The following is a 17466-nucleotide window of genomic DNA, read 5'->3' on the forward strand; positions in this document are numbered from 1 at the left end:
AATGGAAGCAGTACGGGGATTGCGTGTTTAGGGACCATCAAGCGTTAAAACCGCGTGGTTTTAACGAATTAGAGGGGCTTTACGAATCAGAGAACTTGGATGAGACGCTCGTATTCCTCGCGAGTCAGCGAGGCGACGCCGCCATGCTTAGTGTGCGGCGAGAGGAAATAATCCGCGGCGTTTAGCGGATGCCAGCCGGCGTCAAGATCCTTCGTGCTCATGGGCTTGTAGCCGATTGACGGTATGACGTCCACGAACAGATACCATTCGTCGTCCGGCCCACCGTTGTTGTGATGGTTAGCGAATACCGCGGGACCTTCCACACCGCCGGGATTGCCGTCTTCCACATAATTCGCACCGATATGACGTTGTATGACATGCCATTGCGTGTCGGATTCCCACCAGCGCCGCGCATCGGTGTAGTCCATCCAAATGCCGTTGCCGAAGGAATTGTCTTTGGTGATGCGATACGTGCGCAGCCCGCCGTCCGGCAATGGACGCTGCACCATGGTGGTGTCGATGGAATCGCCACCGGTGTCGATCAGCACGCCGCCGAATTCGAACGTATCCTGTGTGAAGTCGGTGGTCGCGCCCCACAGCACGGAACTGGTCACAGAATTATCATCATGCGCCGTATCCGCATCGTCGAATACGGTGCTGGACCAGTACATTACGAATGCGCCGCGATCGCCTTCATATTCCTCCGGATAATAGTCCGGCACCCACAGGCATTCGCAGGCCCATGCCATGCCAAGTTGCATATGCGTGCCGTCGGCGCGCTGGGAGACGTCCAGCATGCGAGGGCCTTCCCAATGCAGCAGATCTGGCGATTGCCAGACGATCAGATTCGTGCTCGCATGATGAGACCATTCGTACCATCCGCCATTGTCACCGCCGAATACGCGCAAATCGGTCGCGATGATATACCACATGCCGGTTTGCGGATTGCGGATGATATGCGGATCGCGCACACCGGTAGTACCGATATCCGATGTCAGTACCGGTCGCCCGCCGTTGAGCGGAATCCAGCGACGGGGATTGTCGCCGTCCGACACGTCCAGATAGATGCGTTCGGCGTAGCCGTCCGGATCCTCTAAGAAATGTACAAGAAGATAAGCGTAAGGGTCGTTGGTGCAATCACTCATCGGCCGCATCCTTTCCTGCAATATAGCGGCATCATACTCAGCACGCAACAACGCGAAGCACGGAGATTCGCGGCGTTGAAACCCGACCGGCAGCGGCAATGCGCACTGCGATACGTGAGGCGTCGCCGGCAGTGGCCAAATCATATATGTCAGCGCATAACGGATCACCGTCGATGACGCGGCGCTCCACGCGTTTCAGCGTTACATCGTCGATTGACAGCGCATACGGCATATCCGCGTCGTCAACGCACAGCGACACTTCCAAACGGCCACCGTCAGACGGTCTCCTCATCGTATAGCCGAAGCACCCCTCCGCTGCGGTACGCCTCCAATGAATGGTGCCATCCGCTCCCATGTCATCGCTCTGTCCACAGTATTCATGATCGACTTCCGATTGCTGCTGGCCGCACGAAATCGCATCAATCGTGCTGCTTTCGTGTCGCATCTGTTCCGCATCGGCCTGCGCCAGTTCCTGACGGCGGCCATCCACATCACCGTTGGGCGCAATCGGTAGGTATACGCTGTAACGGGATTCATGAATGCTGGTAAACGGTTCCAACTCCAATGCAACCAGGTGATTCCGGGAATCGAGCGCCGGCACGGACAGGCGCTTGTTCTCCATGTCCAGCCTGGCTTGGCCGAGCATGCTGGGAGCGCCGGCGACACCAGCGCCATCAGCATCGCCCGCAACGATAATGGGCAGTTCCGCAGAGGCACGCAACGGGCCTGCCGCAATATGACCCATACGGCTGTCATCCGCGAACTGGCCGATAAGATCCTGATCGTCACCGCGCAACGCCATCACCTTCGGACCGACCATGAAGCTCGCCCATGCGGAGCCGTCTGGCAGCAGTTCCACGCTCACGCGCGGCTTCACCAGCACGCGAATCTCAGTCTCGCCTCGCCATTCAAGCCGCATGGCCCGATAGCCTTCCGGCAGCGAAGCCAACTGCGAAGCCCCTCCCTCCGGCGCAGCGCCATCAAATACGGCGCAGTCGTCCACAACACAATCAACCGCAGTGCAATCACCTGCAACGCCGCCGGCCACGACCTCTATACTGAAGTCGGCAGCCCACCACGGATCCCTGACACACACAATCAGACGATGCGTCCGTGCATCATCGGCATGAATGCGGATATGTGCAACGTACCGTCCACCGTCAGCATTGCTGCGCGTCACCGTCTGCCTAACGGCAATACCTTCCTCCGCCCAGTCAAGCGTCGCGCCAATCAGCAGGTTGCACAGCAGTCGCTCCGGCTCGCCGTCAACATGCTGACGTGCAAAAACAAGGCGTCCGTAACGTGCATGATTTTCCAAGCCCGAGCCGACGCAGCACCAGAAGCACTGGCCGGACGTAGAGTATGCACGGTAGTGGTCCGGCCGCATCGGCGTGAAATAGACGAATCCGGGATGTTCAGGGTTCACCGTGGACAGCAGGTGGTTTTCCAGCACGCGCTCATAGAAGTCGAGATATTCCGGCTTCGGCTCACGCAGCCACAGCCGTTCGGCTAGTTTCGACATGTTGTAGGAGTTGCAGGTTTCCGGGCCTTCGCGCGATTCGACCATTGAGGAGAAGTCATCGGCAGGGTGAAAATGCTCGCTGACCGAGTGTGCGCCGATGCTGATGGAACGGTGATGCACCACGGAATTCCAGAACGTATTGGTCGCCGTATTGCAGGTGTCGTCGCCACACAGCGCGCCTAATCGCTCCCAGCCCAGCACTTTGGGGATTTGCGTGTTGGCGTGCATGCCAGTAAGAGTGTCTTCACCGCGTGACAGCGGTTCGAAGATCGTGGCGTCACAGAACCGGTAGGCCATGCGCCGGTAGCGTTCGTTGCCTGTGCGCGCGTATAGTTCGGCGAAGGATTCACACATGCCGCCGAATTCCGAGACGAGGATGCGTTCGAATATTTCGTCGCTGAGCGGTTCGGCGATGCGGCACCACCAGTCGGCCAATTCGATGACGGACCGCCGGGCTATGATGCTGGTATCCGCATCGATGCATGCCAGTCCTTCCCAAGCGTCCAGCAGCCCGGCGAAGGTTTTGTGCAGGTTGTATATCGGCACCCAGCCGCCGTTGAGAGCGAAGTTCTGCGATTCGACGTCGCCGCGTGCGATTCGGGTGAAGATGCTGCGGGAATTCGGGATGCCGCCGATGTAGCCACGCATTGTTTCGTCATCGGAGAAGGCCTGCTGGCATTCGCACATGCCGCGCACCATATGGGCGGCACGCTGTATGAAAGCAGTGCTGTTGACAGCGGCGGCGATGTTGTTGGTAGAGGATCCAGCAAGAGCTTGTGCGAAGGCTACGCATGCTGACAAATAGTGGCCTGCGATATGACCGTCAAGGCCGGTTGCCTCCCAGTTGGGATATGACAATATCGTTTCACCGTTTGATGCTGTCGGCTGGGGGATGCCGGCTTCGCGACGGAAAGGATAGAGCAGCCTGTCGGGATTGAGATGAAGCAGGTACTGCGCCCCTGCTTGTTGAGCCGCTAGGTATTCGGTATCGTCAATGCTGACGCGGGATGTGGGAAAGCGTGTGATGGCATCGTTCATGATTGTTCCTTTGCGCACAGCATGATTGGTAGGGGAACACGATGATTTCTATCGTTATAAACGTTGTGTCCAATGTAGCGCACGTACTTTAAAAAATCCGCCGCAGTGCATCGCAGACACCGCGGCGGATTTTCCGCACCCGATCAAGATGCGGATGGAGGAGATGAAAGGAAAGTTATTGAATTATGGTTACTTCATGCCGGTCATCGCGATGCCTTCGACGAAGCGCTTCTGCACGAAGAAGAACACGATAAGCAGCGGCAGCGCGGAAATCAGCGCACCTGCCATCACCACGCCGTACGGGGTGACGGAGGAACCGTGGCCGGTCAGCATGGCGAGGCCTGCGGTGATGGTGCGGGTCTCCGGCTTGGAGGTCATGATCAACGGCCAAAGCAGGTCGTTCCAGTTGCCCATGAAGTTGAACATGCCCACGGTGAGGATTGCTGGCACGGCGTTCGGCAGAATGATCTGCGCGAAGATGCGGAATTCGCCTGCGCCGTCGATGCGGGCCGCGTTGTCGAGGTCCTTCGGAATGGAGATGAAGAACTGACGCAGCAGGAAGATGCCGCCGACGTCGGCCATACGCGGGATGATGATGCCCCAGTAGCTGTTGATGAGGCCCATGTTGGCGAGCAACTTGTACACCGGGATGAGCAGGGCCATGCCCGGGATCATCATGGTGGCAATCAGCACGCCGAGCAGCAGGCCACGGCCCTTGAAGTCCACGCGGGACAGGCCGTAGGCGGCCAGGGAGTCGAAGAACACGGAGATGATGGTCACGGCACCGGCGAAGATGACGGTATTGAGCATTTCTCGACCGATTGGCAGACGTTCGAACAGCGACTGGTAGTTCTCAAGGGTGAACTGGTTCGGGACGAGCTTTGGCGGCCAAGTCTGCGTGATGGCGTTCGGGGTGAACGACACCAGCACGACAATCAGCAGCGGGAAGATCATCAGGATGGTGATGAGGATCAAAGCGAAGTAGCTGAAGCCCAGGCCGATGCAGCGCTTGCGGGTCGCCTGCTTGCGAAGACGCTCGTTTTCGGCGTTGATGCGGGCATTCTCTTGCTCTTGTGCGGAAAGAGTCGCGGTGCTCATGCGATTTCCTCCTTCTCATGCTTGTTGTTGGTATATAGCTGGATGAGGCCCACGATGAGCGTCATGATCAGCAGCACGTACGACAGTGCGGATGCGTAGCCGAGCTTGCCGTTGCCGAATGCTTCGGTGTAGATGCGATACACGATGGTTTCGGTGGCGCGTGCCGGGCCGCCGGAGGTCAGGATGAAGACCTGATCGAAAACCTGGAAGGAACCGATGAGGCCGAAGATGACCACGTAATTGAAGGTCGGGCGCAGTGCCGGAAGAGTGATGTAGCGGAACTTCTGCCATGCGGAGGCGCCATCGAGGGAGGCGGCCTCATACAGTTCGGCGGAGATGCCCTGCAAACCTGCGAGGAAGATGACCATGAAGTAGCCGAAGTTCTTCCACACGGTGATGAAGACGATGGCAGCCATGGCGGTTTCACGGGTACCGAGCAGATCGACGTGCGCGATGCCGGTCAACTGCTGAATCCAGTACGGAACCAAGCCCAGCGATGGGGAGAGGATGAACTGCCATGCGATGGCGGCGACAGTCAGGGAGATGACGAACGGCAGGAACATGCAGGTACGGAAGAATCCGACGAACTTGAGGTCCTTGCGGTTGAGCAGCAGTGCGAACGCGAGTGCGACGACCACGACGATCGGAGCGTAGGCCACTGCGTAAACGAGGGTGTTCTTGACGTCGGTCCAGAAGTCGGCGCTCTGGAACAGCTTGATGTAGTTGTCGAAACCGACGAACTTGCCGGCACGGTTGATGCGGTCGGAGGTCAGGGACGTGATGAACGTCTTGATCGCCGGATAGAAAACGAAGATTGCGAGAACGATGAGGGCCGGTGCGGTGAACAGCAGGCCGGTGCGCAGGTTACGGGCCTGGATCGCCTTCTTGTTCTCCTTGGCCACCGCGGAATGCGCGGATCCTGGGACGGCAGTTGCTTGTGCCATTATCTCCTCCTTAATGACACCAGGGATGTGTTTTTTTAAGACAGCAAAGGCCGCGTCGCTGGCGTGAGGGCCAGCACCGTGGCCTTTTGCTGGGGTGGTGAGCGGGTTAGCCCCGCTCACTTGTTGATTGTAGGTGAATCCCGCTTCGCTTACTCGGTGTACTCGTCGAGGTAGCCCTGGATCTGGGATTCGGCGTCGTCCAGCAGGCTCTGGATGTCGTCGTCGGTGCGGGCGGTGTTGGAGGTCAGGGTGTCGACGGAGGCGGCGATGTCGCCGAAGCCACCCTTGAGGCCTGCGATACCGATGAAGGACTTGCTGGTGTTCTCACCGATCTTGGCGATCAGCGGACGCTCAGAGAGCTCATCGGCGGTGACGGTGGTGTTGTTCGGCGGGTAAGCGGAGCCGAGGGACCAGGTCACCTGGTTGTCGTGGTTGTTGTAGAACTTGAAGAAGTCGTAGATGCCCTGCTTCTTAGCGGAGTCGCCAACCTGGGAGGTGACCCACCAGTACAGACCGGTGGAGCCGGTGTTGGAGCCCTTGGTGCCGTCCGGGTACACATAGGTGCCGTCGCCGTTCGGAACCGGGAACAGGTCGTGGTTGATGCCCTTGTCGGTGGAGGCCTGATCCTCCCACGGTCCGACGATCACCATTGCAGACTGGCCGGATTCGAAGGATTCACGAGCAGCGGTCTCATCCATGCCGGACACGGAGTAGCCGCCTTTGTAGAAGTCACGCATCTTCTCGAGGAAGGCCTTGTTCTCCTTGGTGTTGATGGAGACCTTGCCATCGGTGGTGTAGATGCCGGTGCCATTGCCCTTCAGGAACGGAGCCCAGCCGAGATCCGGCAGAGCGATGCCGTACTGGGAGCCATCGGACTTGGTGAGCTTCTTGGCAACTTCGAGCAGCTCATCCCAAGTCTGCGGGTAGTCGGCGTCGGTCAGGCCGGCAGCCTTCCACATGTCGGTGTTATACCACACAGCGGTCGGTGCGTAACCCATCGGGACGCCGCACTTCTCTTCGGAACCGTCGATATTGAAGGTGATCTGGTCAACGACGTTCTCGATGTACTCATCGGTGCCGCTGTCCTTGTCGTCGTAGAAATCGGTGACGCACTGGAAGGTGCCGTCGATGGACCAGCCTTGGCCGTTGTCGGCGCCGGTGGTCACGAAGTCCGGGCCGTCGCCGGAGGTGACCTTGGTCACCATGGTCTCGCCGATGGTGCTCCACGGCTGCAGCTGAGCATCGATCTCATACTTATCTTGGGACTTGTTGAAGTCTTTGACGATGGACTCGAGGGTCTTGCCATCAGCCTCAGAGAAGCCGTGCCACATCGTGATCTTGACCTTGCCGTCAGCGGTCGTCTCGGCGTCGTTGCTGCTGCCGCCGCAGGCGGACAGGCCGACGGTGGCCATCATAGCCAAGGACGCCGCAGCCGCGAGAGCCTTGGTGCTCTTCTTGATCCTCATGGATTTCTCCTTTTCCTCTTGGTCTCCCAAGACATTTCCTCCAACCGTTGCAGTGACATTCATCAACAACCTTGTTTGCGATGTCGTTCACGCTTCGTCAGCTGCACTGCCGTTTGCAACGTTGTAATTTTGATTATACAGCTTTTTCTATCGTTGTACAAATCGGGAAACACGCCGATGGAAAAGCTGTTTCTTTATAATCTTCAATTATTCATTTTTGTTGGAATCGCAACGTTTCTTACGATTACGTAAGTCAGTTCGCTACCGGCGTTCCCGCAAGAGCGCCGCCGTCGGCCGGCAACACATCCGTAGTGTCCGGAGTCCACAGATTGTCGGGTTCCGGCACGCCGAAGTCGGGGCCGTTCTCCGTCCACTTGACCACGCCGACACGGGCATGACGATTCGGGTCAAACAGCGGATCGCCCTTGATTTCCGTGTAGTTGCGGCAATGGTAGATCATCAGGTCTTCGGAATCGTCCTCGGACTTGGTGAACGAGTTGTGGCCGGGGCCGTACTGGCCGTTTTCGGCGCAGGTCTTGAACACCGGCACCGGGCTCTTGGTCCAGGAATCCTTGTTCAGCAGGTCGCTGCCGCGCTCGGCGGTGAGCAGGCCAACGGCATACGGTACACCAGTTCCGGAGGCGGAATACGTGATGTAGATCTTGTTCTCGTGGAACAGGAAGGCCGGGCCTTCGTTGACGAGGAAGTCGATGCATTCCCAGTCATATTCCGGCTTGGTGAGCATGACCGGCTCGCTGTCCAGCGTCCACGGGTTTGCCATCTTGGCGATGTACAGGTTGGAATTGCCTTCGATCGCGGGATCTTTCTGGGCCCACACCAGGTACTGCACGCCGTCGATCACCTCGGTGGTGGCGTCGAGCGCGAAGGAGTCGATCGGAGTGACGATCTGGCCCTTCTCCACCCAGTTGTCGGTGGTGGGGTCGTCATCGGTGTTCTCCAGCACAAACATACGATGCGTCGGCAGTCCGGAAGCCTCGAAATCCGTTGCGGCGCCTGCGAAGTAGATGTACCAAGCGCCGTTGATGCGGTGCAGTTCCGGAGCCCAGATGTAGATGCTCGCAGGGCCGGATTCATGCTTGCGCCACACCACCGTTTCAGGGGCCTTCTGCAGGTCGTTGATATTCGATGCGTGACGAATGGCGATGCAGTTGTATTCCGGGTCGGAGCCAGTGAAGTAGTACTCGCCGTCAACTTTGAGGACCCAAGGATCTGCGCGCTGAAGCACGATCGGATTGTTGTAAACAGCCATGTCTAGTCCTTTTCAATCCGTTGTTCCAGTAATTTACAACGTTGAATATATCACTATTACAACGTTGTAACAAATCGGAGGAACGCACCGCGTGTTTCTCGCATCCGACTCCTCGGAAGAATCGAATCGCAGTACCCGGCAACAGGCAATCGTCAGAAAGGGAAAACAAAAACCTCGGCACCGGCAATCCGTAAAAACCGGACGCAAGCGCCGAGGCACCAATCACTTCCTTCCTTCCAAAAGAAGAAGAAAAAGAAGGAAGAAAAATCACACCACCAAGGAATTCGTAGGCAGCTTGGTGGACTGACGCACCACCAACGACGACGAAACCTTGCGGAACACCTTCTGCTCCGGCTTGAGATCCTTCGACGGCGAAACCCCGTCGATACGATCCTTCAGCAATTTCACCGACAGACGCGCCACCGCCTCAAGACCGGGAGCAATCGACGTCAACGCAGGAGACAAATACTGCGAATCGTCGGAATTATCGAAACCGATCACCGAAATATCTTCGGGAATGCGCAGATTGTGCATCTGGATCGCATGCATCACACCGGAGGCGAGCATGTCGTTCAGCGCGACGACGCCATCGGGAACCACGCCGGAATCGAGCAGCGCGTTCATCACGCGCACACCATCGCTACGATGCCACATGCCCGATTCGACCACCAGACGCTCGTCGAACTCGACGCCGGCCTCTTCCAACGCCTCAAGATAACCCTGATAACGCAGCGCGGCGGAACCGACCTTCTCGCCCGGATGCACGCCGACCACGGCCACGCGCTTGCAGCCGGTCTGCAGCAGATACGACGTGGCGCGCTTGGCACCTTCCACGTTTTCCGTGGCGATATGGTCCACCTTGTCGGTGAAGATGCGTTCGCCCACAAGCACCAGCGGGTAGTCCACGTCCAGCTGGTCGACGTCGTCCTGGTCAAGCTCCAGCGGGCTGTAGATCAGTCCGTCGATCATCGTCTGCTGGGAGCCGTGCAGCGCCTCGATCTCACCTTCGCGCGAGTATTGCGTCGGCTCGACGATCACGCGCAGGCCCAGCTTCTTGGCCTCTTCGATGACCAGTGACGAAAGCTGCGCGAAGTACGGCATCTGCAGATCGGGAATGGCGAGGCCGATGATGCCGGTCTGCCCCCTGCGCAGATTGCGCGCGGACACGTTCAACGTGTAGCCGAGCTCGTCGATGGCCTTGTTGACCTTGTCTCGCGTGGCCTGCGACACGAACTCGTAGTCGTTGACCACATTGGACACCGTTTTGATCGATACGCCGGCCGCCTTCGCGACCTCGCGCATGGTCACCACGTGCTCGCCGTTGGCGCCATTCTGCTTCGGCATGTCAACCCCTTTTCACCAAAAACGTCTCATACATTCGGCCCCAACACCGGCTTTCACCCCTTGCGGCGCTGAAGCCAACGAAGTCAGCCTTCATTGCCGGAAACCACGATTTTCATCGTTATATCAGCATAGTCCGGATTGAGCTCTTCCGCCGCCTGCATGTCCAGTATCGGCATACCCTCCTTGGACCAGTGCACGCGGCGCACCTGGGCGTCGCGGCCGCCATACCGTCCATTCTCGTATTCCGCATTATGAAATACATAGATGAGATTGCCGTCCTCGTCGTTGGACCACATGCCATGGCCGGTGCCGAGCTGCCATTGCCCGTTGTATACTCCGGATTTCTGCAGCGGATAGTCGAGCTTCGTCCACACGTTCGGATCGGTCAGATCGGCGTCCTGCCCGGCCGGAGCGGTGACCAGACCGGTGGTGTAGTCAATACCGACCAGCGAGCCGGAATAAATCAGGTAGATCGTGCCATCATGCACGATGGCGTTCGGACCTTCGGCGATCATATTGTCCCACGCGAATTCCGGCACAACGACCTGCTTCGGCTCGCAGGTAAGCCGTTCCGGACGGGCCGGATCGAAGCTGGCGATCCAAATGCTGCCGACCTGCTGCCAAGCGTAATACCAGCGGCCGGAATCGCTGATGACGGTCATGTCGAGCGAGATACGTTGGATGGGATTGAGCACGCCGCCGGTCGGTGTGAGAATCGGCTTCGGCACCGTCCAGTTTTCGGGTTCGCGCGGATCGAAATCCGTGCCGTCGGAATGCTGCTTGAGCTGCATGATATGGCAGCTGCCCGTCCACATGTCTGGCTTGCCCGCGCGATCGTTGGGCGTGCCGTCTGGATTGGTGGCCGGCCCATCGAAGCATGGCATGAAGAGCACCGACAGTTTTCCATCGATGACATGCAGTTCCGGCGCCCAGAAGCAGCCGGTCATGGCGCGTCCTTCAGCGTTGTAATCACCGCATTTGAGCAGATCGATTTCCTTGGCACGGCCGCCCGCCGCGTCGGAAAGCGCTTCGATGGAGTCGGCGATGCGCAACGGCATATGCGTGGCGCCATCGTTCGGATCGACGCAGTTGCCGTCGGTATCGTCGGTGGCGATGAACATGAACATCGGCTTGCCGTTGAAATTCCAAGCGAACACCGACGGGTCCGCACGCTCCACGGCAAATGGCACCGGGTATACGGTTTGGCGGATGCGGCCGCTCACCGTGCGCGTGTCGCCCGGCTGGAGCTTGCCTTCGGCGGCGTCCTGCGCAATCGCCTCAAGTTCGTCTTTGTTCCAATCCACGACACGGGTGGCGCCGGAACCGTCGCTGTAGACGAGATCGGCGCGGACCTTGGCGAGTGCCTGCACGGCTTCACGGGCCGCTTCGCCGCTGATGGCCGCATCGATATGTTGCGTCGCCACCGATGTTCCAACGTTGTAAATACGACCGAAACGTTCGATGAGTTTCGCCGCTTCTTCTTCGGTGATATCAATCACGTTTCCAGGAACGGCATTGGGAATATTGCAATCGCAGGAAAGGTTGCCAGAATGGCAGGATTTCGCCGATACCGCAGCTTCCGCAACATCGAGCGGCTCGCCGGATGCGGCCGCGGCGACAATATCGGCAACGCTTGCGGAACGCGCATCGCCATCATCCGAAATCCAGGAAATCACATAACGGGAGGCGTCCGCGTCGAATGCGACAGACGGACGATTGACGCCGCCGCCGGTACGCAGCATCACCAATCCAAGCTGCGTGAAAGCCGTCAGATCGTCGCTGAGCGCCAACAGAAACGCCGACCGCTCGGACCCGTCCGGCGCTCCCCCACGCGCGGTACGGGTGGCCGCGAGAGCGAATCGTCCGTCCGCGAGGCGGAACAGATACGGATCCTTCAAGGATTTGAGCGTGATGTCGATTCCCGGCATCACAGCGCCGTACGCGACGGCATCGGTGGCCGGACGGGCCTCGTCGAACGGATCGGCGACGAAATGCGCCGCGGCGACGCAGGCGCGGCGAGATTCGGCGGATGCGGCCTGGATAGGCACACCGGCGGCGAAGAAAACGCCGTAATTCTCGTTGAGCGGCTCCCACTCGGTGGCCCCGTCGGCACGCAACGCAAGGTGCATGCTGTAGGCGATATCCTCGTTATTCGCCTCTTCGCGGCCGGTGGCTTCGCGCGCGTAGCACAGCAATTCGTAGGAACTCGACATCGAGAAACCCCTTATGATTCGACTTTTCTTTACAACGTTGTACACTATACAAGAAATTACATCGTTGTACAAATCGCATCATCCGCAAGGAAGGGGAAAAATGAAACTCCGTACAACTGTGAAACAGGTCGCAGCAGGCCTGATCGCAGCAGCCGTGCTCGTCGGAACGCTAGCAGGCTGCTCCAGCACATCATCCGACCAATCATCGGCGTCATCAAAGTCCGAAACCAGCGAAACCAGCACCGCCAGCATCAAGCGCGGCGAATCCCACGACCCCTCCATCGTCAAGGCCAACGGCAAATACTATATTTTCGGCTCGCACCGCGCCTGGCTCAAAAGCGACGATCTGATCAACTGGAGCACCTTCACCAACAATCTGAGCACCGACTACGAGAAGGTCTTCAAAGACATTTGGGAAGGCTGGGCGAAGCAGTCCACGAATCCGGACGTCAAAGGCAATATGTGGGCCCCCGACGTGGTCTGGAACGAAACGATGGGCAAGTGGTGCATGTACATGTCCATCAACGGCGATAATTACCGCTCCGTAATCGTGCTGCTCACCGCCGACGACATCGAAGGCGATTGGACGTACGTTGGCCCGGTGGTCTATTCCGGCTTCGAACGCGTGAACGTGAAGAAGACCGACGTGCCGCAGGTGCTTGGCGAGGATGCCGACATCACCCGTTACACCTCGCAGACCGACACCGGCATCAACGCCATCGACCCGTGCGTGAAAACCGATGATAACGGCGACATGTGGATGACCTTCGGCTCCTGGTTCGGCGGCATGTGGATGTTCAAGCTCGACCCGACGACCGGCCTGCGCGACTACAACTCCACCTACCCCACCGAAGCGAACAAGTCCGACGCCTACTATGGCGTGAAGCTCGGCGGCGGCTTCGGCAACTCCGGCGAAGGCTCCTACCTGCTGCACGACAACGGCTACTGGTATCTATTCGCCTCCTACGGCGCGCTGCAGCAGACCGGTGGCTACCAGATCCGCATGTTCCGATCCAAGGACATCACCGGCCCGTACGTTGACGAAGCCGGCAACACCGCGATTTCCACCAAGGCCATCGGCAACAACTGGCAAAGCGACATCGGCGAGCGCCTGATGAGCTCGATCCAGTGGAGCGGCAACGACAACGCGAACATCGAGGTCTCCCAGGGCCACAATTCCGCGTTCGTTGACGACGACGGCACCGCTTACCTCGTGTACCATACCCGTTTCTCCGGTTCCGGCGAAAAGCATGAGGTGCGCGTGCACGAGCTGCTGCCGACCGCCGACGGATGGCTGGCGGCCGCACCGTACGAATACACGGGCACCAAGGCCGACAAGAAGGGCTACAAGACCGCCGACATCGCCGGCGATTACGAGATGGTGACGCACGACAAGTCCAGCTATTTCAAGGGCCCGAAGAAGGTCACCGATAAGACGAGCACCGACTATCGCGGTGTGAACAAGCCCATCAACATCACCCTGAAGGAAGACGGCACCGTGACCGGCGACCAGACAGGCACTTGGGAGGCCGTGGAAGGCACCAACCAGATGACGCTTAAGCTCACCGGCGACGAAGGCGAAGTCACCTACTCCGGCGCGTTCGACAAGCTTCCGCGAGACAAGGACCGCAAGGAAGTCATGACCTTCAGCGCCCTGGGCACGAACAATCTGTGCATTTGGGGGTCTCAGAAGTGAGCAAAAACGGCGCAACAACCGTGAATTCCGCAGCCGACGCAACCGGCGCAGTCAACGCAAGCAATGCAGGCCCCGCATCGCAGGCCATCTCGCCCAACGGCATCGAGCATACGCTTGATGCCGGGCGGGTGGCCGTGCACGATCCCGCAATCGTCGAGGAAAACGGTGTCTACTATCTGTTCGGCACGCATCGTCGGTGCGCGCGCAGCACGGATATGGTGCATTGGGAGCGGTTCGATAACAATCTGAGCCGCGACCCGTACGCGCTGCTCGGCGATATTTGGCAGGCATGGCCGAAACAGGATTCCAATCCCGACCTGCTCGGCAACACGTGGGCGCCCGACGTGATCTGGAACGAGACCATGGGCAAGTGGTGCATGTACCTGTCGGTGAACGGCGACCAGTTCCGCTCGGTGATCGTGCTGTTGACCGCCGACCATGTGGACGGCGACTGGACGTACGTGGGGCCGGTGGTATATTCCGGTTTCGACGAGAGCAACCTGTGGAACACCGACGTGCCGAAAGTGCTGGAACTTGAGCCCAAAACCGATGGCACCGTCGGCTATGACCTGACCCGCTACCTGTCGCTCAAAGACACGCGCATCAACGCCATCGACGCGGCGCCCGCATTGTGCGAGCACGGCGAAATGTGGATGAGTTTCGGTTCATGGTTCGGCGGCATCTGGATGTTCAAGCTCGATCCGAAAACCGGCTTGCGCGATTATTCCGTGCGATACCCGCTGGTCAAGGATTCCTCCGATCCTTATTACGGCGTGAAAGTGGCCGGAGGCTACTGGAATTCCGGCGAAGGATCGTACTTCATTCGTGAAAACGGATGGTGGTATCTGTTCATGTCGTACGGCTGGCTTGGGCGCACCGGCGGATATCAGATTCGTCTGTTCCGTTCAAAATCGCTGCTTGGCCCGTACGTGGACCAGAACGGCAATCCCGCGATTTCGTACGGTGAGATTCCCGACAATCAGGAGCGCGGCACCGGCATTCGATTGACGTCTTCCGTACAGTGGGATGGCGGTCCGGCAGAACTTGCCGATGTCGAAGTCTCGCAGGGGCATAATTCCGCCATTCGTCGGTCGGAGGACGGTCGCATGTTCCTCGTCTACCACACCCGTTTCGCGGAACGCTTTAGCGAGGGCGATGATGAAGATTACGAATCTCACGTACGCGAATTACTGCCAACTTCCGACGGCTGGCTGGCTGCGGCACCGTACGAATACCGCGGTTCCGTTGCCGTCGCGCCGACCGGCATTGCCGATATCACAGGCGATTACAACGTTGTACTGCATGATCAGCATACGTTCTTCAACGGCAAGCAAGAGGATGATGGCACGTACGTTGGCATCAATCGTCCGACACGATATACGTTCCATGAGGACGGGCGGATCACCCGGGGTGAAATCGTAAGTTTCTTCGATACTCCCGACGCGAATCTGCCGAGGTCGACGGACGGGCCGATCACCTGCGGATCGTGGAAACCGCTTTCCGGCGCCGTGAACGGATTCAACTGTTGCGCAAGCGACGCGGAAATCCGATTGGACGACGTGACCTACATTGCACGGTTCGCAACACTCCCCCGCGAGATCGACGGCAAGCCGGTCATGACGTTCTCCGCAATCGGCAACAATGTCTGCATTTGGGGATCGCAATCCTGAATTTCCGAGTTTCCGAATAATCCGGAAAAACTGGAAAATCCGGAAACTCGGGAATCCTATGAAATCAAAAAGCAAAGGGCTTGTGACGTACTCGCAAGTACATCACAAGCCCTTCAGCTACAAGAACCGAAAAACCGCGGAAATCAGCGCTCGGAACGGTTGATGGCCGAAATAATGGCCTTCAGCGAGCTGGTGACGATGGACGTGTCAATGCCGACGCCCCACACGATGCTCGTGTTGTCTTCCTCACCGATCTGGCATTCCACGTAGGAGGCGGCCATGGCGTCGGTGCCAACGGACATGGTGTGCTCCACGTAATCCATCACGGAAGCCTCGATGCCGAAGTTGCTCAGCGCGTTCAGGAAAGCGGCAAGCGGGCCGTTGCCCATGCCGGAAACCTCACGCTCCACCGGCTCATCAACGCCGACGTTCACGCCACGGTCAAGAATCCTGGCCTTCAGCACGGTATCGGAACCATCTTCACCGGAAGACACCGACACCTTCAGCAGCTTCAGGCGGCCCCACTGCTCGAGGGAGTCGTCCTTGCTGTCGCCGACCACGGCACCAGCCGCAGTAGCGCCGGACTCTTCGACCGGCAGATACTCGTCCTTGAACAGACGCCAAATATCCTCGTCCTTGACTTCCTTCTTGGTCTCATCGGCGTACGCCTGCACAACCTTGTCGAACTCGACCTGCAGACGCTTCGGCAGATCAAGATTGTGGTTGGTCTTCAGCAGGTAGGCCATGCCGCCCTTGCCGGACTGGGAGTTCACGCGGATGATGGCCTCGTACGTGCGGCCGATATCCTTCGGATCGATCGGCAGGTACGGCACTAGCCACACGAAGCTGTCCAAATCGGCACCGGCACGATCGGCGGCCACCTGACGAGCCTCAAGACCCTTCTTAATGGCATCCTGATGAGAGCCGGAGAAGGCGGTGAACACGAAATTGCCGGCATACGGGTGACGCTCGGAGATCTTCAGCTGGTTGCAGTACTCAACAGTCTTGCGAATCTCAGGAACGTTGGAATAATCGATCTGCGGATCGATGCCCTGCGTGAGGAAGTTCAAACCAAGCGTAACCAAATCGACGTTGCCGGTGCGCTCGCCGTTGCCCAGCAGGCAACCCTCAACGCGGTCGGCGCCGGCAAGCACGGCCAACTCGGTGGCGGCCACGCCCATGCCCTCGTCGTTGTGCGGGTGCAGCGACAGCACCACGGCGTCGCGCGGCACCAGATTGTTCGACATGTATTCCACTTGGTCGGCAAACACGTTCGGCGTTGTCATTTCCACCGTTGCCGGCAGATTGATGATCATCGGATGCTCAGGAGTCGGCTTGATCACGTCGATCACCGCATTGCACACCTCGACGGCGTACTCCGGTTCGGTGCCGGTGAAGGATTCCGGAGAATACTCGTAATACAGGTCGATGCCCTCGGCCTCGCCCTCAAGCTCCTTGCACAGGGTGGCCGCGTCGGTGGCAAGCTTCTTGATGCCGGCCTTATCCTTACGGAACACGACCTCGCGCTGCAGCACGGACACGGAGTTATAGAAGTGCACGACGGCGCGCTTGGCACCCTTCAGGCACTCGTAAGTCTTGCGAATCAGGTGCTCGCGAGCCTGCGTCAGCACCACGATCGTAACGTCATCAGGAATGAGCTCACGCTCGATCAGCATACGGATGAAATCGTAATCGGTTTCGGAAGCCGACGGGAAGCCGACCTCGATCTCCTTGAAGCCCAACGACACCAGCAGATTCCAGAAACGCAGCTTGCGTTCGGAATCCATCGGGTTGACGAGGGCCTGGTTGCCGTCGCGAAGATCGACGGAACACCAACGCGGTGCACGCTGCAGTCGCTTGCCCGGCCACGTACGCTCCGGGTAATCAAACGGCACCTGCTTATCGTATGCGACGTACTTGTTGTACGGCATCTTGCTAGGCTTTTGCGGAGCTCCAATATAACGCGCCGGAGGCAGCAGCGGGTCGTTGTTCCCTCCGTTGGACGCCGCGGCGACTGCCGCGAGATCAAACACTGAAGATTGATCCTGACCCATCACTCC

General features: G+C 58.7%; 11 protein-coding genes. 2 read left to right on the forward strand and 9 right to left on the reverse strand.

Annotation, left to right across the window (positions count from 1 at the left end):
- Positions 1-86: 86 nt before the first annotated feature.
- The 8 genes from CE168_RS03300 to CE168_RS03335 form a co-directional block, all read right to left on the reverse strand.
- A complete protein-coding gene (locus tag CE168_RS03300; protein WP_099571081.1) occupies positions 87-1145 on the reverse strand; it encodes a glycoside hydrolase family 43 protein in 1059 nt (352 codons plus the stop codon).
- Positions 1146-1182: 37 nt separating this feature from the next.
- Positions 1183-3705 (reverse strand): beta-L-arabinofuranosidase domain-containing protein, encoded by a 2523-nt coding sequence (locus CE168_RS03305; RefSeq protein WP_099571082.1) that lies wholly within the window; start codon positions 3703-3705, stop codon positions 1183-1185.
- Positions 3706-3894: 189 nt separating this feature from the next.
- On the reverse strand, positions 3895-4803 hold the full coding sequence (locus tag CE168_RS03310; RefSeq protein ID WP_099571083.1) for a carbohydrate ABC transporter permease: 909 nt from the start codon (positions 4801-4803) through the stop codon (positions 3895-3897).
- On the reverse strand, positions 4800-5747 hold the full coding sequence (locus CE168_RS03315) for a carbohydrate ABC transporter permease (RefSeq protein ID WP_099571084.1): 948 nt from the start codon (positions 5745-5747) through the stop codon (positions 4800-4802). The genes CE168_RS03310 and CE168_RS03315 overlap by 4 nt, the downstream gene beginning before the upstream one ends.
- A gap of 149 nt (positions 5748-5896) precedes the next feature.
- Entirely contained in the window at positions 5897-7213 is a 1317-nt protein-coding gene (locus CE168_RS03320) for an ABC transporter substrate-binding protein (RefSeq protein WP_099571085.1), read from the reverse strand.
- A gap of 253 nt (positions 7214-7466) precedes the next feature.
- Complete coding sequence (locus CE168_RS03325) at positions 7467-8483, reverse strand: glycoside hydrolase family 43 protein (RefSeq protein WP_099571086.1); 1017 nt, start codon at positions 8481-8483, stop codon at positions 7467-7469.
- A 267-nt stretch (positions 8484-8750) separates the two neighbouring features.
- On the reverse strand, positions 8751-9827 hold the full coding sequence (locus CE168_RS03330; protein ID WP_022245262.1) for a LacI family DNA-binding transcriptional regulator: 1077 nt from the start codon (positions 9825-9827) through the stop codon (positions 8751-8753).
- Positions 9828-9910: 83 nt separating this feature from the next.
- A complete protein-coding gene (locus tag CE168_RS03335) occupies positions 9911-12040 on the reverse strand; it encodes a family 43 glycosylhydrolase (protein ID WP_099571087.1) in 2130 nt (709 codons plus the stop codon).
- A gap of 100 nt (positions 12041-12140) precedes the next feature.
- On the opposite strand from CE168_RS03335, the gene CE168_RS03340 reads away from it, so the two are divergent.
- Entirely contained in the window at positions 12141-13736 is a 1596-nt protein-coding gene (locus CE168_RS03340; protein ID WP_099571088.1) for a glycoside hydrolase family 43 protein, read from the forward strand.
- Positions 13718-15406, forward strand: a complete 1689-nt coding sequence (locus CE168_RS03345) for a glycoside hydrolase family 43 protein (RefSeq protein WP_236824293.1) — start codon at positions 13718-13720, stop codon at positions 15404-15406. The genes CE168_RS03340 and CE168_RS03345 overlap by 19 nt, the downstream gene beginning before the upstream one ends.
- Positions 15407-15549: 143 nt before the next feature.
- On the opposite strand, the gene leuA is transcribed toward CE168_RS03345, so the two are convergent.
- Positions 15550-17460, reverse strand: a complete 1911-nt coding sequence (leuA, locus tag CE168_RS03350; RefSeq protein ID WP_099571090.1) for a 2-isopropylmalate synthase — start codon at positions 17458-17460, stop codon at positions 15550-15552.
- Positions 17461-17466 lie beyond the last annotated feature (6 nt).

The organism is Bifidobacterium sp. N5G01 (assembly GCF_002742425.1).
GTDB lineage: Bacteria > Actinomycetota > Actinomycetes > Actinomycetales > Bifidobacteriaceae > Bifidobacterium > Bifidobacterium hominis.